Annotated in this window: 19 protein-coding genes; 15 read left to right on the top strand and 4 right to left on the bottom strand. The window is 72.0% G+C overall.

Features of this window, described 5'->3' with window-relative positions; all coding sequences use genetic code 11:
- Nucleotides 1-6: 6 nt before the first annotated feature.
- Nucleotides 7-7,524: a helicase-related protein gene (locus ABD52_RS06595; protein WP_082171227.1), complete on the bottom strand. Its 7,518-nt coding sequence runs from the start codon at nucleotides 7,522-7,524 to the stop codon at nucleotides 7-9.
- A gap of 670 nt (nucleotides 7,525-8,194) precedes the next feature.
- Nucleotides 8,195-8,467, bottom strand: a complete 273-nt coding sequence (locus tag ABD52_RS06570; RefSeq protein ID WP_053065303.1) for a recombinase family protein — start codon at nucleotides 8,465-8,467, stop codon at nucleotides 8,195-8,197.
- 157 nt (nucleotides 8,468-8,624) lie between these two features.
- On the opposite strand from ABD52_RS06570, the gene ABD52_RS06565 reads away from it, so the two are divergent.
- The 5 genes from ABD52_RS06565 (at nucleotide 8,625) to ABD52_RS06540 (ending at nucleotide 11,660) form a co-directional block, all read left to right on the top strand.
- Nucleotides 8,625-9,062, top strand: a complete 438-nt coding sequence (locus ABD52_RS06565) for a hypothetical protein (RefSeq protein ID WP_047891161.1) — start codon at nucleotides 8,625-8,627, stop codon at nucleotides 9,060-9,062.
- An 82-nt stretch (nucleotides 9,063-9,144) separates the two neighbouring features.
- Nucleotides 9,145-9,990 (top strand): hypothetical protein, encoded by an 846-nt coding sequence (locus ABD52_RS40095; protein ID WP_063778295.1) that lies wholly within the window; start codon nucleotides 9,145-9,147, stop codon nucleotides 9,988-9,990.
- A gap of 77 nt (nucleotides 9,991-10,067) precedes the next feature.
- The gene (locus ABD52_RS06555; protein ID WP_047891160.1) at nucleotides 10,068-10,562 is read left to right on the top strand and encodes a hypothetical protein; all 495 of its coding nucleotides are present in this window, start codon (nucleotides 10,068-10,070) and stop codon (nucleotides 10,560-10,562) included.
- Nucleotides 10,563-10,953: 391 nt separating this feature from the next.
- On the top strand, nucleotides 10,954-11,262 hold the full coding sequence (locus ABD52_RS06545; RefSeq protein ID WP_047891197.1) for a hypothetical protein: 309 nt from the start codon (nucleotides 10,954-10,956) through the stop codon (nucleotides 11,260-11,262).
- Entirely contained in the window at nucleotides 11,259-11,660 is a 402-nt protein-coding gene (locus ABD52_RS06540; protein ID WP_047891158.1) for a hypothetical protein, read from the top strand. Before ABD52_RS06545 ends, ABD52_RS06540 begins: the two co-directional genes overlap by 4 nt.
- Nucleotides 11,661-11,676: 16 nt before the next feature.
- Here ABD52_RS06540 and ABD52_RS06535 read toward each other — a convergent pair whose 3' ends face one another.
- Entirely contained in the window at nucleotides 11,677-12,180 is a 504-nt protein-coding gene (locus ABD52_RS06535) for a GNAT family N-acetyltransferase (RefSeq protein WP_047891196.1), read from the bottom strand.
- Nucleotides 12,181-12,238: 58 nt separating this feature from the next.
- Complete coding sequence (locus ABD52_RS06530) at nucleotides 12,239-13,015, bottom strand: GntR family transcriptional regulator (RefSeq protein ID WP_235437377.1); 777 nt, start codon at nucleotides 13,013-13,015, stop codon at nucleotides 12,239-12,241.
- Between the two features lie 281 nt (nucleotides 13,016-13,296).
- On the opposite strand from ABD52_RS06530, the gene ABD52_RS06525 reads away from it, so the two are divergent.
- The 10 genes from ABD52_RS06525 to ABD52_RS06480 form a co-directional block, all read left to right on the top strand.
- Entirely contained in the window at nucleotides 13,297-13,857 is a 561-nt protein-coding gene (locus ABD52_RS06525; RefSeq protein WP_235437376.1) for a sigma-70 family RNA polymerase sigma factor, read from the top strand.
- Nucleotides 13,854-14,372: a histone-like nucleoid-structuring protein Lsr2 gene (locus ABD52_RS06520; RefSeq protein ID WP_053065301.1), complete on the top strand. Its 519-nt coding sequence runs from the start codon at nucleotides 13,854-13,856 to the stop codon at nucleotides 14,370-14,372. The genes ABD52_RS06525 and ABD52_RS06520 overlap by 4 nt, the downstream gene beginning before the upstream one ends.
- 11 nt (nucleotides 14,373-14,383) lie before the next feature.
- Complete coding sequence (locus tag ABD52_RS06515; RefSeq protein ID WP_047891193.1) at nucleotides 14,384-15,049, top strand: GGDEF domain-containing protein; 666 nt, start codon at nucleotides 14,384-14,386, stop codon at nucleotides 15,047-15,049.
- A complete protein-coding gene (locus tag ABD52_RS06510) occupies nucleotides 15,046-15,549 on the top strand; it encodes a hypothetical protein (protein ID WP_047891156.1) in 504 nt (167 codons plus the stop codon). The genes ABD52_RS06515 and ABD52_RS06510 overlap by 4 nt, the downstream gene beginning before the upstream one ends.
- Nucleotides 15,549-15,794: a hypothetical protein gene (locus ABD52_RS06505; RefSeq protein WP_047891192.1), complete on the top strand. Its 246-nt coding sequence runs from the start codon at nucleotides 15,549-15,551 to the stop codon at nucleotides 15,792-15,794. Before ABD52_RS06510 ends, ABD52_RS06505 begins: the two co-directional genes overlap by 1 nt.
- Nucleotides 15,791-17,143, top strand: coding sequence for a hypothetical protein (locus tag ABD52_RS06500; RefSeq protein WP_235437375.1), 1,353 nt, complete (start codon nucleotides 15,791-15,793; stop codon nucleotides 17,141-17,143). The genes ABD52_RS06505 and ABD52_RS06500 overlap by 4 nt, the downstream gene beginning before the upstream one ends.
- A gap of 185 nt (nucleotides 17,144-17,328) precedes the next feature.
- A complete protein-coding gene (locus tag ABD52_RS06495; protein WP_152748195.1) occupies nucleotides 17,329-17,571 on the top strand; it encodes a hypothetical protein in 243 nt (80 codons plus the stop codon).
- Nucleotides 17,568-18,086 (top strand): hypothetical protein, encoded by a 519-nt coding sequence (locus tag ABD52_RS38960; protein ID WP_152748194.1) that lies wholly within the window; start codon nucleotides 17,568-17,570, stop codon nucleotides 18,084-18,086. Before ABD52_RS06495 ends, ABD52_RS38960 begins: the two co-directional genes overlap by 4 nt.
- A 65-nt stretch (nucleotides 18,087-18,151) precedes the next feature.
- Entirely contained in the window at nucleotides 18,152-18,649 is a 498-nt protein-coding gene (locus tag ABD52_RS06485; protein ID WP_047891153.1) for a hypothetical protein, read from the top strand.
- The coding region (locus tag ABD52_RS06480) for a hypothetical protein (RefSeq protein ID WP_047891152.1) at nucleotides 18,643-19,025 on the top strand (383 nt) is incomplete at its 3' end. The genes ABD52_RS06485 and ABD52_RS06480, both read left to right, overlap by 7 nt.

Raw genomic sequence — 19,025 nt, 5'->3', positions numbered from 1 at the left:
GGGCGGTCACCGCTCGCGTGCGCCGGCATGGTCGTGGCCCATGACCCGGTGAGTGGTGCCAGGAGTAGGAGAGACCGGTGCCGCCGCCGACGCGGTGCCAGTCCCCGCAACGAATGCTTTGGCCGCGACTGCGACCGCGTCAACCGGTCGTGGCCCGGACCCGCTCTGGTGATCCGGTCGCCGGGGGGCGAGCTTGTCCCACACCAGGTGGGTCAAGCCGTCGCGGAACGCCTGATCGCCATGCAGTTCGGCGAGACGTACCACATCGCCGGGGTCATCGAGCTGGCCGATGGCGGTGGTCATCGCGGCAGCGAACGTGGTGTTGAAGGCAGTCCGGTCGCCGGCCCGCGCGGCGGCCTGGACGTCGTCGACGCGCAGGGCCTGCTGAGTGCAGGCGTCGAGCAGCGCGCGATCCGCCGGCGTGGTGGCCTCGACGATGGCGGCCGGTGTCAGTGGGCTGAGCACCTCGGTCTGGTCCGGCTCGTTGTCGCGCTGTGTCGACGAGTCCGCCGATGACGTTGGCGGTGGCGTGTCGCGGACTGCCTGGTGCACGGCCTGCCCGGCGGCGGTGTAGAGGGCTTGGCGCCAGGTCGGGTCGTCGCACTTGAGCATCACCGCGACGGCCATTTCCGTGTTGCCGGGGTCCGCGAGGGCGTGGGTGAGCGCCTTGTCGAACGGGGCGGAGAAGGCGGCCAGGTCGGTGGTGCGGGCGGCGTCCTGGACCGCGCCGCCACCGGCGACGTGCTGCACACGCCGGTCCAGCCATGCCTGTTCGTCGGGGGTCAGGCTGCCGCGCAGGTCCGCCGGCATCCAGTCGTCGACGGTGACGGGCACTGCGGGCGGGGCGGCCGACGGTGGTGGGCTCGTGTCAGCCATCAGGTCGATGACCGCGTTGATCGCGCGCAGCCGGCGGCGGGTGTCGAGCAGCTCGTCGCGGCGAGGGAACGGCTGGTCGAGCTGCTCGGTGGCCCGGTTGATCTCTTCTTGCTGCTGGGCGATGCGGGCCTGCACGGTGGCCCGGGTGGATTCGAGGTCCGTGAGTTGGTTCTCCAACCGCCGGACCAGGCCGGTGGGGTCACCCTCGACAGCGGAGGTGAGCCCGATGGTGGTGGAGGAGTCAGGGATTCCGTCGAATCGCAGCGCGACGAGCATGCCGTCGCGGCCGGACCAGAACACCGCGTCGACACCGAAGCCGCCGAGCTCGGCCACGCCGGCGACCTCGCGCCGGTCGGTGGAGGCGACACCCTGCGCGTGGGCGGTCAGGGCGTGTTGTAGGGCCCGGCCCGCGTCGGCGCGCTTGGTGAACCGGTGCCCGGCGACGGTCATGCCGAACTTCTCACCGCGGGTGTCCTGGCGCCGGCTGATGACGTCGTCGAGCACCTCGACGCGGCGGGTGTCCTTGGTGATCCACGCCTTCAGCTCGCCGACCTGCCGGCGCAGCGCCGCCTGGGTGTTGTGGTGCGTCCGGTCGGCGCGTTCGAGCCGGGTGAGGTCTTGGGCGACCTGCTCGCGGTCCATCAGCAGCGGGTTGCCAGTGGCGATGGCCTTGATCTGGTGCGCCTGGAGGGTCTCGTCGCTGACGTCCTCGATCTCCCGGGCGGAGGTGCCGCGCATGATCTGGTCGATGAAGGTGCCCTTGCGGGCCACGGTTTGCCAGGAGAAGGCGTCGAAGCTGCCGGCGACGACGTAGCGGTAGATGCTGACCTCGGCGTTCTGGTTGCCCTGGCGCAGGATGCGGCCCTCGCGCTGGGTGACGTCGGCCGGGCGCCACGGGCAGTCGAGGTGGTGCAGGGCGACCGCGCGGGCCTGGACGTTGGTGCCGACGCCCATCTTGGCGGTCGAGCCGATGAGCACGGCGACGTCGCCGGAGCGGCAGGCGTTGAACAGGCTGGCCTTCTTGGCGTCGGTGTCGGCCTCGTGGATGTAGCGGATCTTCTCCCGGGGCATCCCTCGCTCGACGAGCAAATCGGTGAGCGCGTCGTAGACGTTCCAGCGGTCAGGGTTCGGGGTGGACTGGTCGCAGAAGACGATCTGCAGCGCACCCGGGGTGGGATGCGGGACGGGGTCGGCCGCGTCGGGGTTGACCAGGTAGACGGTGTCGCGGGTGTCGCGCCAGATCGCCGCGATCCGCTCCGCCGCGGCGTCGATCTTGCCGGGTGTGTTCTGCTGCTCGCCGATGAGCCGCAGGTCCAGGGAGGCGGCGCGGGCCTCGCCCGAGACCTTGAGCATGTTGTCTTCGCTGGGCTCGACCTGGCGGTTGCGGATCCGCTCGACGCGCTCGTCCAGGCCGGAGATGAACTCCTCCAGCTCCGGGGACGGGTCGAGGGTGACGATGTGCGGGGCGCGTTCGCCGTCGTCGCGCTGGGTCAACTGCGGGGTGGGCAGGGCCAGGTCTTCGGGGGTGCGGACGTCGCCGTAGGTGCGCATCATCAGCGACAGCTCGGGCACGTTGGCGTACTTGGCCAGCCGGGCCCGCATCTGGAAGCCCTGCCCGGTCGGGGACACCTCGATCGCGGTCACGACCTTGGCGAAGGTGGCAGCCCAGGTGTCGAAGTCGATGGTGCCGGTGGCCTGCAGGAGGTCCGGGCGGAGTTGGCGGGTCACCACGTACAGCTCGCGTACCGAGTTGGCGATGGGGGTGGCGGTGGCGCCGCACACCACCCGCTGGCCGCGTTGGCGGCGCAGGTAGGACAGCTTCATGCGGAAGTCGACCGCGCGGTCGGAGCCGTCGTTACCGGCGTCGGGGATGGAGCTGGTGATGGTGTCGTTCTTCAGCTCGTGCAGCTCGTCGCGGTAGACGAAGTCGATGCCAGTCTGCTCGAACGTGACGCCCGGGTCCTTGACCTTGTCGAGCTTCTCCTTGATCCGCTCTTCCTTGCGCAGCAGCGCCTTCTGCAGCCGCTTGACGCTGCTGGATCGCTTCGCGTCCTCGCCGTTGGCGATGGCCTGCTCACCGGCGCGAACGATTTTGTCCCGCAGCTCCTGCAGCTCCTCATCGAGGAAGCGGCGCTGCTCGTCCGGGGACAGCGACAGCCGTTCGAAGAATGAGGCGGCCATGATGATCGCGTCCCAGTCGCCGGTGGCGCAGCGGGCGACGAACCGGCGCCGCCGCTCGGTGCTCATGTCATCGCGGCCGGCGGCCAGCAGCCGGGCCCGCGGGTAGATCTGCAGGAACTCGCGGGTGAACTGCTCCAGCATGTGGTTGGGCACCACGATCGCCGGCTTGTTGACCAGTCCGAGGCGGCGCTGCTCCATCGCCGAGATGGCCATCACCGCGGTCTTGCCGGCCCCGACGGCGTGGAACAGCCCGACCGCCGGCTCGGCGACGATGCGGGCCACCGCCTCCACCTGGTGCGGGCGGGGCTTGAAGCCCACCGCGATGCCGGGCAGCGACCGGGTCACCCCGACGTAGCTGCGCGGCACGGTGGCGTTGAACATCTCGTTGTAGGTGGTGGCGACCTGCTCGGCGCGGTCCGGGTCCTCCCACACCCACGCGCCGAAGCGTTCCTCCAGCTCGATTGCCTTGGCCTGCGCGGCGGCGGTGGCCTCCGCGTCGAGGGCGCGTTTGCCCTCCTCCACCTCGACGAACACTCGAATCGGGGTCTTGGTCAGTAGCCGCTGCGCCAGGTCCGGCGCGGCCATACCCGGCGTGCCCCAGGTCGAGCGGGCCAGCACGCCGGTGCGGGAGCCGCGGACCCGCCAGTCGGATCCGCCGACGTGCTCCACCCGCAGCCCCGGGTCACGCAGGGTCTCCTGAAGGAACTGCTGCACGATGGGGGCGGGCAAGAACGGAGCGCCGAACGCTGCGTCGATCTCCCCCGGCCCGAGGTCACGAGGGATCACCCGTTGCAGGGCGCGCACGTTGGTCTCGAAGCGAGGGTCGGACTCGGCGGCGGCCTGGGCGGCGCGCAGCTTCACGCGCACGTTGCCCGACAGGTACTCCGGGGCCTCCACGAGCCGGCCCGTGCCGGGGTCGTCGTAGACCAGGTCACCGAGCGCGGCGCGGGCCTCCGGCTCGCTGACCCCGAGCAGCCGGGCGACCTCGGGCAGCCGCACGTCGCCGTGCGTGTCGACGCAGATGGCCAGGGCGTCGGCCGGGGTGTCCGCGCCGAGCTGCGGCGCCCGGGGCAGGATCACCCGGCGGGCGAAGATGTCGGCCTTCGTCGCGGTCTGGGTGGTGTCGTCGAAGTGCTCCAGGGCGAACACGGTGGCGGCGTGCGGGTCGGTCTGCCGGAAGCGGCCCATCGGCGGGTTGATCCGGGCCATCTTCGGCTCGCCCGTCTCCGGGTCGGTGCGGCCGGTGCGGCGCAGGGTGTAGCGGTTGAGCGGCCCGTGGACGGCCACGTAGGCGTCGTACCGGTCGTTCAGCTCGGCGCGCAGCGCCGCCGGTGACCCCTGCGCGGGCGGGCCGCCGTGCTCGTCGCCGTCGTCGACGGTGGCGGCCTCCGCCGACAGCAGCGCGGTCACGGTGTCGCGCAGCCCGAGCAGCGCCCGCAGCTCGTCGGCCTGGCTGGCCGGCACCTCGTGCGGCACCACCTGGCCGTCGACCACGCTGGTGAAGCTGCCGTCGCTCTTGGCCTCGATGTGGCCCTCGGCGCGGTCGGTGGGCGCGAGCACCGCCAACGGCTCGGCCGGCTGGCGCTCACCGTCTTCGCGCGGCGTCATGGTCAGGCCCTCCCGGCGGGCCTCGTCGACGACGTCGCGCAGCACCCGGGCCAGGGCCTCACCGGTGTCGCCGGTCGCGCGGACGGTCAGCTCGCCTTCGCGGTGCAGGCCGTGGGCCAGGACGATCTCACCGAGCACGCGTTCCGGGTGCTCGAAGAAGTATTCGTTGACGTGGTCTGACTGGTCTGCGGTGGTGTCCAGGTCCAGGGGGCGACTCTGCTCCCAGGCCATCGGGGCAGGCTCCCGGTCCGGCTCACGGCGGCGCAGGATCAGCAGGTCGGTGATGGCCTGCGTCCCGGCAGCGGCCTGGTGCGCGCCGGTGGGCAGACGCACCGCGCCCACCAGGTCGGCCAGCGCCGCCATCTCCCGCCGCGCGGCCGGGTGCCGAGCGTCCATCGTGTAGCGAGAGGTCAGCACCGCGACCAGGCCGCCGGGCCGGGTCAGATGCAGGCTCTTGATGATGAAGTGGTTGTGCACGCTGTGCCGGCCGGGGTTGTGCCGCCGGTCCAGCAGCGGCATCTTGGCGAACGGCACGTTGCCCACGGCCAGGTCGAACGCCCCGGACGGGGCGCGGGTGTCGGCGAAGCTCTCGGTCCGGATCTCCGCGTGCGGATACAGGGCGGCGGCGATGCCAGCGGTCACCGGGTCCAGCTCCACCCCGACCATCCGCGCCTGCGGCGGGGCCAGGCCGATGAAGTTGCCCGACCCGCAGCCCGGTTCCAGCACCGTCCCGCCGTCGAAGCCAAGCTCGCGCACCGCGTCCCAGATCGCCTGCACATAGGTCGCGTCGGTGTAGTGCGCGTTCAGGACGGTTCGCTCCGCCGCGGCGTACTCCGCCGGCGACAGCAGCTCCCGCAGCTCGGCGCGCTGCTCGGCGAAGCGGGCGTAGTCCGGGTGGTTGGTGCGCGACTCGAACACGCCCGGCACCGCGCCCCAGCTCGCCCACCGTGCCAGCACGGCCTGCTCCTGCGCGGTCGCTGGCCGCCCGGCGGCCTGCAACTCTCGCAAGGTCCGCAGGGCGGCCAGGTTCGCCCGCAGCTTGGCCATCTGACCGGAGGGCGCCAGATCCTGCTGGCCGCCCGGACGGAACGATTCCGCGGCATCAACCACCGCGGCGTCGGCCTCCACCGCGGCGGCCGTCCCGGCACCGGTGTCGCCTGGCTCGACCTCATCGGCCGGGTCGGCTACCGGGCCGGGGTCGCCGGATCGTCCTCGTTGTCCTCTTCCTCCGCGACCCGCTGCCACCACGGGTCGGTCGGGTCCTCCACCAGCGGCGTCCACGTCGGGCCCGCCGCCGGCGTCGTCGACGCGGTCGGCGTCTCGCCCGTCGGCTGGTCGGTCGCCGGGTCGATCAGGATCAGCTCGGGGAGGATCTCCTCCTCCGCCATCTGCTTCGCCGCGTTCAGCCGGCCCAACTTGCCGAGGTACCCCTCGCCCGGCTGATCCGGACCGGCCAGCTCCCGCGTCCGCTGCTCGATCTGCTCTGCCGCCTGCTCCCCCAAAGTCGAGAAGAAGCTGCTCGGGTCCTCGATGGTCGCGTACCGCTGGGGCAGGTACGTCTGCCAGTGCTTCTGGGCCTGCGCCCCGTAGTGGTTCATCCGTTTCCTCCGCGTCGGCCGGGCCGTCCTGGTCGTCGTCGGCGGGCGGGTCGGCGGTCGCCGCCTCGCCCGCGTCGACGACCGGCGGCGCGTGCGCCGTCGCTGCGCCGTCCAGGACGGCCGGCGCGGGCGCCGGCACGTCCAGCGCCGGTGGCGCCGGCGGCATGTCGATGGTCGCGGGCTCGGGGTCCAGGCGTTGCGCGACGTACGCCTCCAACGCGGCGATGTCTACCCCGCTCGCGCCGACCTGGTAGCGCAGCATCGATCGCGCCGACCGGGCGACGCCGGCCCGGCCGGCGGGGGTCTGGTAGGTGCGCGCCGCCCAGTCCACTCGGGCGGTGACCACGGCTTCCAGCAGCGGCCGGGCGCGGTCCTGCGGCCGTGGGCCGACCGCCCGCAGCGCCCCGCCGGCTGTCGGGTGAGCCTGCACGGCAGGGGCGAGCAGGTGATACGCCCGCTCCGCCGCGCGCCGGCCGTCGTCTCCGGCGCCGATGGCCACCGTCACCCCGGCGGCGACGTCGGTCTGCTCGGTCAGCACGGCGACCTGGCCCGGTGTCAGCGTCGGCCCGCACGGCGCGACGACCACCGGGGCGTCCTCGCGGGCCGCCGCGGACCGGGCGATCGCCTCCAACGCCGTGGCGGCCACGACCACCGGCCGGCCGGCCCGCTCCGGCTGCTCGGCGAGCCCGACCAGCACGTCGGCCGGCCGGTGGATCGCGGTGGCCGGGCCGTGCAGCACCGGCGGCACCGACTCGTCGGCACCGGGCGGGGCGTAGCCGACGAAGCTCACCACCGCGTGCGGTGGCCGGTGCTCACGCACCCCGACCATCACCCGGTCCTGGAAGCGGTCGACCAGCAGCCCGCCCCGGCCCGTCGACGCCAGACCGGAGGCCAGGATCTCGACGTCGGTGAAGCCAGCTCGGCGCAGCTCGTTGACCAGCGCCGTCGGGCGGCCCGGCGCGTACCCGAGCACCCACCGGCCGTCGACCGGCACGCCCTGCCCGGCCAGCCACCGGCGTGGCCCCGCACCGTCGGGCCCGTCAAGCTGCGCCCGGTAGAAGCGGGCCGCGACCTCCTGTGCCGCCAGCAGCCGCTCCCGCTCCGCTGAACTCGCGCGAGGGTCCGCGCCGGGCCGGGGCGCGACCTGGGCGTGCAGCGACGCCGCCCGTAGAGCCAGGGCTGCCGCCCGATCACGGGCCGCGTCGACGCGCTCGGCGGTCTCAGCCGGGACCAAGCCGCCGGGCTGGTCCGGGGCCGTCATGACACCCGCTCGTCGTCGGGCTCACCCGCTGCCAGCACCCCTTGGGCGCGCAACCGCTCGAACAGCCGCTGGTGGTACTCCAGCGTGGACGTGAGCTGGTCAATTTGGTCCTGCAAAGCCGCGATCGTGCTGTCTGCAGTTCGCGGCGGTGCAGGCTGCGTAGCTTCGTCGGTCATCGTTCCCCCGTAGTGATCGACTCCCCGCCCACGGTAGTCAGCCCCGGCGCGCAACGTCGAGAGAGATCCGGGCCACGACCGCCGCCGCGCCAGCGGAGGCCGCGTCACCGCCAGCGCCGCGCCAAGGGGGCGATGCCACGGAATCACCGCCGGGAGAGCGAGCCGGCCCAGCAGACGCGGACGGGTACCCGGCCGTCGTGGTGGCGCTCTCCAATATCGACGCCTCCGGCGGGGCCTCTCTCGGAGATCCGGCGGGGACCACAGGTGCCAGGTGGGTGAGTGGTCACCCGGGGGTGGGATCTCCTCGCGCCGGCCGCCCAGAGGGCTACCAGACCGTCTCTGGGACGGCCAGGCCAAGCCGCTTCGCGGTCGGCTACGCCGAGCCCGGCCGTCCCAGAGCCGGCCCGGTTGATCGGAGATCGGCCGACACGAGGAGATCCCACCCCACCCCCGGCACCGCGCGCGGGCAAGCCCGCAAACCCCGCCCACGGGGCCTACCCCGAGCCCTGCGCCGCGTCGTGCCGGTCGAGGACGTACTTGACGCTGCTCTTAGCCCATTGTCCCTTCCCGGACGGCGTCGGGACCTGCTCGGCGTTCAACGCTGTGGCGATCGCGGCCAGCGACAGTCCCTCACCCCGCAGTTGCACCGCCCGGGCGGCTGAGGGCGGCAACGGCGCCGGCGGCCGACCCAACCGCACACCCCGGTCCCGGGCTGCCGCCATCCCCGCCGACACCTCGGGCCGGCGCATCTCCGATTCGCTGCTCATGCCCGCAAGCGTACGGCAAAAAGGTACAGAAAAAGACCCTCGGGACAGCTTTTCCTATACCTTTTCCTGTACGATAGAGGAGCAAGGAACGGTCCGACCGGGTGAGCCAACACCCAGCCGAACCAGGAGAAACAGCCCCTCTGCGAAAGGGAGTTCCATGTCCCAGCGTACGACGATCCCGACCCGGGAGATCGACCACCAGGACGAGTGCATCGGCTGCGGTGCTCACCTCGCCAACCCCTGCGGCCCGCTGTGCCCGTTCGAGACCGGCGAGTTCGGTCCGGCGGTCATCCTGCGGGCCGCCAACCGCCGAGTGCTCGCCCACCCGGCGGGGGTCGGCTACGACCTCGCCGCCGCCATCTTCGACGCCGCCGTCGACCTGGCCGGCCGCGACCAGGCGCAGGCCCTCGCCGACCAGGCGCGGGCGGCGCTGAGCGACTACCTGGTCGACCAGTGGGGGCCGCAGGCCCAGGCGATCCACAGCCAGGTGGTCTACCGGCACGGCCTCTTCGCCCACCTCGACGAGATCGCGGTCTCGCTGTACGGCGCGGCCGACCAGCACGACGGCAACGACCCCGACCCCGACGACTGCTGACAACCGACCGGGCCGGCCCACCGAGAGGGCCGGCCCGGGCTCCCGCCAGCCCGACTCTCAGCACATCGAAGGGATCGAGACCATGACCAGCACCACCCCCAACCGGCCCGCCCAGCTCGCGCCGGTGCGCATCGGCCGAGGCCGCTCCGTGCACCTCGGCAACCTGAGCAGCATCAAGGGCCCGGCCGGCGAGCCCCGCTACATCCCCAGCGCGTGCGGCGCCGGCACCCGAGGCGACACCGTCGCGGCCGGCGCCGCCGTCACCGAGCCGATCGACTGCCGCACCTGCACAAAGGGCAACCCGATCCGCGTGGTCTGGATCAACGCCAGAGTCACCGCGGCGACCAACGGACCGGTGACCCTGCCGCACACCGGCCTGACCGTGCCGCACACCCAGCTCCGCGTCGACGGCCCCACCCAGCCCGGCCCCGACCGCGCGGAACAGCACCGGCTGTACCTCGGCGACCACTTCCTCGGCTGGATCACCACGCACCCGCACCGCCCGCACCGAGTCGCCACCTACCGCCCGGTGAACCCCCACTTCTGGGGAAGGGACCTCGACGAGTACGCCGCCACGGCGCGGCTGTTCACCGGCGAGCCCGCCACCGTCGCCGACGTGCTCGCCGAGCTGGTCCGCGAGCACATCACCGCGGAGAACGTCGCCGCGCAGGTGGCCGCCTCCCGAGCCTCGGTCCGGCTGATGCAGCACACCCTCGACGGCGACGGCCAGGCCGTGGGGGCGCCGTACCCGATCACCTACGCCAGCGCCACCGCGCCGCTGACCACCGATGCCGCCTGGCACCGCGCGATCGCCCGCGCCCTGCGCCGCGACCTGCCCGCCGGCACCGGCCAGCACTGGCAGGTATGGACCCCCGCCGGTTGGACCCGGCTGCCCGACGTGGTCGACGTCGACCAGGACCTCGACTGACCGTCTCCCGCGCCCGGGCCACCACCGGCCCGGGCGCGGGCACGCCACCCGACCAACCACACGACGGGGAGATCACCATGACCACCAACCACCGGGCCGAGGCCCGCACCATCCTCGCCACCGCCACCCCAGCCACCCACCGCCCGTTGCTGGCCTGGGCCATCGGGATCACCACGTGCAGTCACGCCATCGACCCCCTGACCTACTGGCGCACCCGAGACGCCCGGCGGCTCGCCCCGGAGTACGCCGGGCAGACACTGCCCGCCGGCCGGATGCTGCGCCTCGACCGGACACGGATCGAGATCACCGACGGGAACCTCCACCGGCCGCTGAGGCTCAACTGGACCGACGTAGGCGCCGTCCTGGACAACGGCCGTATCACCAACGACCTGATCCAGAGCTGCCAGGAGGCCGTCACCGCCTGGCGCGACCACCCAGGCGGCTTCCGAGGCGCCGGCTGGACCGAGGTCGTCGACGCCTGCTCACGAGCCGGACAAGCCGTATGGGCGGCGTGCCGGCCGGCCGACCCCGGGGAGCAACTCGACCTGTTCGCCAGCGTCATGCCGGCCTAGCCGGGAGGCATCAGCCCTCGATGTGCTCCTCCGCGCCGGTCATCACCGCAGCCCGCCGCTCATGCTCTCGGCACAGGTCGAGGTCCTCCCCCGCTATCCACCGGTCACCGAAAATGATGCCGGTCCGTACGACCTGCCAGGTCGCGGTGGCCCTGCGCGTGCACCCGGCGACGTCACAGGAGGAGACCTGCGCCGGCTGACGAACCACGGCAGGAGTGATGACCGGGACAGGCGGCATGTAGGGCGGCTCCTCACGTGCGCTGGAGATCAGGAACCACGAGGATACGAGCCGTTTTCATGCATTGCACCGTGGTCTTTGTGCTGCTCAGGCCAAGGATCGAGCACTCGCGATCGAGCAAAAGTCCGGTGCCACTGGCGTATGCTGTCCGGTATGACCAGGCCGGTAAGGAAGCTGTCGATCTCCGTCCCGCCAGACGTCGCCGAGCGGCTGGAGCAGGAGCCCAACGCCAGCGCCTACATCACCCAGGCCGTCCGCGACCGGATGCGTCTGGATGCCCTGGACGCCGAGCTGGCACACGCCGGCATCCAGATCACCGAGCAGGGCGTCGCCGCCGCCCGAGCCCGCCGCGCCGCCGTCGAAGCCGAATGGCCCACGGAACGCCGCCAGGCCGTCCGCGAGCGGATCCGCCAACACATGCAGGAAGAGATTGCCAGCGCCCTCGACCAGCCCGCCGCGTGACCCCCGACGACGATGATCGGCCGGTGCGGCTGCTGCTGGACCGGTCTGCGCTCCTGGCCTACGTCGCCGGCTCGGTGCACGTCGCCGAGCCGCTGCATGAGGTCATCGCCGACCGCAACCGCTTCGGCGTCACCGCCGTCACCGCCGCCGAAGCCCTGGCCGCCATCGACGACCCGAAAGACCGCGCCACCCTCCGCCGGCTCCTGACCCTCGATGCCTGTCTAGTGCTGTCTACCGACGGTCACACCTGGCACGAGCTGGCCTACTGGCGCGGGTACACCGGCCGCGCCGACCTGGCGACCACCATCATGGCCAGCTTCGACCACGACGCGGCGATCCTCACCCGAGAGGACCGGTACGGCGACGGCGACCTACCCGTCATCTACATGCCGGACTAGCTACACCGTCAGCCGCTCATTCCCGATGTGTAGTGATCGTTCGAAGCTCAACCGGCTCCTGGTCCATGGGCGCGGCGGGGCGCTGGAACAGCACCCCGGATCGCCGTCGAGGGTCGGTAGACGTACGCAAGTAGGTCCAGCCACGGGCGAGGTAGTAGTTGTGCAACTCCTTGTTGGTCTTCCAAGCGTCCAAGCGGACGTATCGACATCCATACCGGAAGGCGTAATCGCCTGCCCATGCCAGTAGAAGGGCTCCGAGTTCCTCGCCAGCGCGGTCGAGGCGCACCGCCAGCTTCGAGACGTAAGCGGCCGGTTCTGCCAGCTCCGCGGGGGTCCAGAAGTCAGAGTCACCGGTCATCTCGACGGTGATCGTGCCGATCGCCTCATCGTCGTCCCAGAGGATCCAGATGTCGCCAGCGGCCAGCGAGGGGCCCAGCTTGGTCCGCCATCTTTCCCACGTCGCCCACTGATCGGAGCCCCGATCGCGTAGCCACTGGATTCGCTGCGTGAGCAGGCTCATTGCGATCTCGAACTCGTCGTCGTCCTCGGCGGGACGAATAGTTAGGGCCAAGGTGGGTTCAGCTCCAGGTTCGCTCGAACTTGCGCTCGAACACGATGACATGTTGATCACTCGGCAGCACGTTGACTGTGCACCTCACCGGCGTGCCGTCGGCGACATAGCCGGTCACGTAGTGAACGGCTACCGGCGTTCCCGGACCTAAGCCCAAGCGGTGGATCTGCTCTGGGGTAGGCATCCGGGTGTAGATCTCGTCGATCGCACGGTCCTGGGGATATCCAAGATCGGCAAGCACCTGGTTCGTGCCCCGAGCGACGTCGGCCGGAGACATGATCTCGGACTCTTTGACGATGTCGAGGGGGAAGTGTGAGTCGTTGATGTTGATCGGCTCGCCGTTGATGTAGCGGACCCGTCGACGGGCAACCACAACCGTGCCCGGATCGACCTGGAGACGCTGCGCGATATCGGGCGGTGCCTGAACTAGAGAGACGTCGATCGTCTGGCTTGGGAGGCGTCCTTCCTCGGTGATCTGCTGGCAGAAGCGGTCCATCTCTGGGCTTGCCGGCTGGTCCCGCGATTCGCCTTGTGGGCGATAGAGCATGTTCTCCCGCTTGCGCACGAAGTGCCCGAGCGGGCGCTTCGCCACCACGAGGCCCTCCGACACTAGGACCGCCAGGCCGTTGCGGACCGTCTGTCGCGCAACCCCCCACTGCTCGGCCAGCTCGAGTTCCGTCGGCAACTGCTCGCCGCTCGTCAGCTCACCTGACGCGATCTTGTCGCGTATCGCAGCGGCGATGCGCTGGTAGGCCGGCATTGAGCTGCCTCTGAAGGTCTCCACGTTCCGAGTCTCGCTCACGCGGCCGAACAATGTCTAGTCAATGTTGCCCTTACCCCTTGACGCCCCTTGGTGCTCAGTAGCACCATCAACACCAAGCGCATTGTCTGGTCAATGAGTACCTAATAGACCTTGAATGCGCGTGCATGCAGCAAGAGGGCTCGGCGGGATAGCCCCCCACCGAGCCCGGACGGCATCCACCCCGACTTCGCAAGGAGGAACAGATGCCAGCAATGAGGGTAAGCCCTGCCCCGGCCGATCCGGCGCAGGCTCCTTCCGGATCGATGGCAGGCGAGGTGTCGGCGCTGGTGGCGCGGGCGCAGGCTGGTGACGCGGAGGCGTTCGGCCTGGTCTACGACCGGTATGTCGACCAGGTCTTCCGCTTCATCTACCGCCGGGTCCTGGACCGGCAGGTGGCGGAGGACCTGACCTCGGAGACGTTCCTGCGGGCGCTGCGCAACCTGGCCAGCTTCCGCCGGCCGGGCGGCGACTTCGGCGCCTGGGTGACCACGATCGCCCGGAACCTGGTCATCAACTGGCAGCGGTCGCACCAGCGGCGTGAGCGGCCGGTCGCCGAGCTGCGGGACGCGGCCCCGGTCGACCGGGCGCCGAGCCCGGAGGCCGCCGCGGTGAACACCCTGACCCGTGAGGCCCTGCTGGCCGGGATCGAGCAGCTCAACCCGGTGCAGCAGCAGTGCATCACGCTGCGATACCTGCGCGAGCTGTCGATCGAGGAGACCGCGCAGGTGCTGGGCAAGACCCCGGCGGCGATCAAGGCGCTCCAGTACAAGGCGCTGCGGGCCCTGCGGGGGCTGCTGCCGGTGACGGCGGTGATGCCGGCATGAGCACCACGACGATGGCGCCGGTCAACGGCGTCGACCGGGCCGCCCTGGTGCGGGCCGCGAAGGGCACGCCGGTCGTCCCCGACCTGGGAACGCCGATGGGCATCCGGGTCATCACCGCGCCGGCTGACGTGACGGCCCCGACCGGCGCGGAGGACGTCCTCACCGGCAAGACGCTGGAGGAGCTGCTGGCGCTGGCCAAGGGCAGCGAGGCCGGCCGCACCCGTCAGCTCGCCGAGAAGATCGGCACCCTGGTTGCGGAGCTGACCGGCCGGCTGGAGATCGAGCAGGCCGCCGAGGCCCGCCGCCGCGAGTTGGCCGAGAAGGAAGCCAAGCTCACCGCCGAGCTCGCCGCGCTGCGGCAGAAGATGGGCACCGGGCCGGAGGCCGCCGCGCACCGCGCCGCGATCCGCCAGTGGGCCCAGGCCAACGGCTACGCCGTACGCGAGCGCGGCCGGATTCCGCGGAATGTCGTCCAGGCGTGGGCGACCGCGACCGGGTCGGAGGTGACCCGGTGAAGGCGCGAACGATGCTGATCCCGGTCACCGTCGCGGTGTCCCTGGCAGCGCACCTGTGGAGCGTGCGGACGGTGTGGACGCAGCGCGCCGAGCTGGCGAGAGCCCGCAGTGCGGCGCTGGTCGACCCGCTGACGGGCCTGGCGAACCGGACCGGTCTGCGGGAGGCCCTGGCAGACCTGGCCATGGAGCCGTACGACCTGGCGATCGTGGACCTGGACGGGTTCAAGCAGGTCAACGACACCTACGGCCACGACGCGGGCGACGCGGTGCTGGTCGAGGTCGCGGCCCGACTGTCCGGCGCGATTGGCGAGGTCGACGGCGCGGTGGCGGCCCGGCTCGGCGGTGACGAGATCGTGCTGGCCTGCCCCTCGCCGGCGCCGATCGCGCACCTGCTCGGCGCCGAGGTGGTGCGGGCCCTGACCGCGCCGGTGGTGCTGCCGGGCGGGCAAGCCCTGGCGGTGCGGGCCAGCGTCGGCGTGGTGTCGGCGATGGTCGGTGACGAGCCGTCGCGGGTGCTTCGCGCGGCGGACCTGGCGCTGTACCGGGCGAAGGCGGCCGGCGGCGACCAGGCCGCCGAGTACGACCGGATCGCCGAGCTGCCGCCGGTCGAGTCGCGGCCGGTCGTGCGGTTGCGGGAGATGGCCGAGGCCGCTCGCGCGCTGGGGGGTGCGGCATGACGGCCCCGACGAAGGCACTGGACCTGGCTGCCGCGCTGGCCCAGCACCGTGCCGGCCTGCGCAAGATGTCGAACGTCGAGCTGGAGCGGCGAGCTGCCGAGGTCGCGGCGCTGCCGGGCTGGTTCGCCGGCGAGCTGCGCCGGATGGTCGACGACGAGCGCGAGTCCCGCCGCACGGCGAATCGGCCGGTCACGCCGGCCTGCTCACGGACGCTGCGGATCGCCGCCGGTGCTGCGGTGGCCGGGGCCCCGGCGGCGGCGCTGACTGGTCAGGCCCTCGCGAAGTACGCCGACCAGGTGCCGCAGGTGCTGCTGTACTCCCCCGCCGTCGCGGTCGGCCTGGTGGTTGCCGCCGCCGGCGCTAGCTGGGCGGCCCGGTGGATCGACGACCGCCGCCACCCTCTCGCCGTCGACGTCGACGAGGCCGACCTGGACCCCCTCGGCAAGGAGCTGCTCGCCCGGGTGCGGGCGGCCCGCCAGGCGCGCGGGGAGGTGTGCTGATGGCCGCCCTGCTGGTGGTGCGGGTGCACCTGGACTGGACCGGCCCGGGCCACTACGACCGCGACCGGTCGCTGCCCTGCCGGGTCTGCGACACCGCCACGAAGATGCGTGACGCCAAGGGCGCGGCGTGCCACCAGTCGTGCGCCGAGGACGAGATCGCCCGGGAGCTGCTCGGCACCGGGAAGGCGCTGATCGCCGACGAGCGGGTGCCCAGCCTGTCGGCCGCTGGGCGGGTGACTCGATGAAGCAGAAGCTCGCCAACGCGTCGTGGGGTCCGTGGATCGCGATGGTGGCCGCGGTGATCCTCACGGCCAAGGGTGAGTTCGACCTGGCGGTGCTGGCGCACTTCTCGCCGTGGATCGCCTGGATGTTCCCGGTGATGATCGACGTGTACGTGATCACCGCCTTCCACCGTCGCAGGTGGAAGGACATGGTCATCGGCATGCTGCTGATGATCTTCTGCCAGATCGCGGTGCACCTTCTGCCCGTCTACATCACCAAGGGCGAGGAGACGCCGTGGGGCCTGGTGGTCGCGGTCGCCTGCATCGCGCCGATCGTGGTCGTCAGGGTCAAGATCCTCACGGGCCGTACCGGAAAGGAGATCGCGGCTGCCGAGGAGGCGGCCCGGCAGGCGGAAGAGGTCCGCGCGGCGCGGGCGGAAACCGCTGCCGCTCGGGCTGCGCAGGCGGAAGCCGAGAAGGCGGCGCGGACGGAAACGGCGCGGGCCGAGGCGGAAACCGCCGCCCGGGTCGCGGCGGAAACCCGCGCGACCGAGGCGGAAACGCAGGCGCAGGCGCAGGCGGAAAAGCGAGCGGAAATCGAGGCCGCCACCGAGGCGGAAATCGCCGCCCACACCCGGGCCGTAGCCGAGGCCGCCGAGGCCGCTCGGGCCGCCGAGCAGCGTGCTGCCGCCGCTACCGAGGCGGCCCGCCTGGCCGAGGGGCGGCTCGCCGAGGCCCGCGACGCCGCGGATCGGGCCGCCACCGCTCGGGTCCTGGCCGAGCAGACCTCCACCGAGCAGGTGCGGATCCTGAACGAGGCCGCTGAGCAGGCCGAACGCGACTACCAGCAGACCCTGGCCGAGGCCCGCTACACCGCCCAGGCCGCCCAGGACCGGGCCGACGAACTGGACGAAACGGTCCGGGCGCTGCGGGCTCAGCTCGACGAGGCGCAGCGTTTCGCCGAGCGGCAGGCCACCGCCCGGGCGGTGGCCGAGCAGGAGGCCCAGGCGATCAAGGATGCCCGCGATGGTCTCGTCAACGAGCTGGAGCGCACCCGCCGGGCCCTCGCTCGGGCGCAGGAGAAGGCGGAAACCAGTGCCGGTCGGCAGCCGGAAATCGTGCGGCCCGCCGCCCGGAAATCTCTGGCCTCGGTTCCGGCGGCGCTGCCGGACAACCTGCCTGAGGTGGACAAGGTCCGACCGGAAACGGTGGCGGTCATCCTGGCCGCCCGGGCGGAAAACCCGGACGCCACCCAGGCCGAGCTGGCGGAGATCACCAAGATTTCCGACCGCACGATCCGCCGGGTCCTCAATGCCGTGCCGGCGGAAATCGTCGGCCAGGTCCTCGCACTCACCAGCGGTCGCGTCGCGTGACCGGGGGCCGGCCCGGGCGTTTCTGGTCGGGTCGGCCCAAGATCAACAACCCCTCTCCCCCACAAGATCAACTAGGAGGTGTGATGTCGGGCTACCGCAGGACCCGAGCCGCCGAACGCGTCGTCGGAGTTTCCGCAGGCCACAGCCGTGATGACCGGCGTCGGGTCCGGGACGCGGCGCGGTCGGTGGTCGGTGAGCTGCCGGCGGCCCCGAAGCGTTCGGAGTCCCGGCCGCAGCGCAAGCGGGCCGCTTTCGGGGTCCGGATCGCTGCCGCGAAAACCCCTGGTCAGAAGGTGTCCGCCGCCGCGTCGTTCCTGGCCAGCGCCCTGGCCGAGCTGCCCGCCGCGCGGGCCGACCAGGTCGCCGGACACACCGTCGAGCAGCTCAAGAACTTGGCCGAGCAACTGCTGAAGGAGGCATCGGCATGAGCACCACGACCAACGAGCAGGCCAGCCCGGCCCGCCGCCGCCCGTCGCCCGTACCCGTGACGGAGCGTGAAACCGCACTCCCCACTCCGCACTCCGCAGGGGTCCCGGCCGGGACGGCCAGCAGCGCAGCGCGCGCAGGTGCGCGCGCGAGGGTAGCCCCGGAAACCGTACTCACGCAAGGTCACCAGCCGACCGATTCGCCGGGGGTCTGGGACGGCCTGAAGGAGCGTCTGGCGGCGTACTGGCGTCCCCCGTCGGTGGTCGCCGACCCGCCGGCGACGCTGCTGGAGCTGATCGCCTACGCCCGCACCGGCGAGTGGACCAGCGCCGGCATCGGCCCGGTACGCGCGCTGGGCATCGGCTACTCGTGGCTGGCCGTCGCGGCGACGACGGTCCTGTACTACGCGGCCTGGATCGTGCAGCGCCCCGGCCGCCTGGCCACCGTCACCGTCCTGTACGGGCTGCTCGCCCACACTCCGCCCGGCGCCTGGCTGCCCTGGCCGGGCTGGCTGTAACACCTCCCGCTCGCATTCCGCGGAATCCCCCTGCTCCACCTACCCGCCTCGAAGGGAGGCACCCGATGTCCACTCTCACCCTCTTGGCCGCGGCAGCGCCCAAGGACGACAACTCGACCGAGCTGAAGTCGGCCGCGATCACCCTCGCCGTGTTCTGCCTGGTCGCCGGCCTGGTCCAGTGGAAGCGCAAGAAGACCCCGAAGCTCACCGGCTGGCTGATGCTCATCGCTGGCGGCGGTATCGCTGGCGCGGCCGGCTGGGCCGGTGACTTCATGCGCAAGGCCGGCGAGCTGATCGGCAGCGCCGCGTCCGCCGGGACCGCGAAGGCGTTCGGCCTGGCGATCCCCGGCGCGCTCGCCTTCGGCGTGTTCCTGTGGCTGTTGCACGACCTGTGGCCGACCAAGGCGTCGAAGGCGTCGAAGTTCCTGCCGTGGCTGGCCCTGGCCTTCCCCACGCTGCTGGCTATCGCCGGTGGGGTGTGGGCCGGCGCCGGCGACGGGGCGATGAACGCCGTCGGCGAGGGGGCCGCCGACGTGGCCAGCGCGTTCGTGACGGCGTGGTGATGGACGTGTTCCTGCCGCTGCTGCTCGTCATCGCCCTGGTGTGGGTGCTCAAGAACGCCGTCGAGGACGTCATGCACGCCTCGAAGGGCCAGAACAGCCCGCGCCGCGAGTTCTGGGACAAGCGGTGGGCCGCCCGGGAGAAGCGCACCGGCAAGGCCCGCCCGAAGGCGACCGGCTTCTGGAGCCGCGGCCCGCTGCGCCGGTACCTGTTCGACTCCTGGGCCGACGCCTGGGCCAACGCCAACACCAAGCGCGCCGACCGGGTCGACGACGAACGCGCCGCGTACGAGGCGGCCCGCGTCGAGCAGGTCGCCGCCCGCGACGCCGCTCTCGCCGCCGCCGCCGAGCGGCGTACCCAGCAGGCCCGCCCCATCCC

Source organism: Micromonospora sp. RV43, assembly GCF_001029515.1.
Lineage (GTDB): Bacteria > Actinomycetota > Actinomycetes > Mycobacteriales > Micromonosporaceae > Micromonospora > Micromonospora aurantiaca.
Note: the sequence above shows the minus strand (reverse complement) of the source record. Positions and strands in the feature narration are given on the sequence as shown.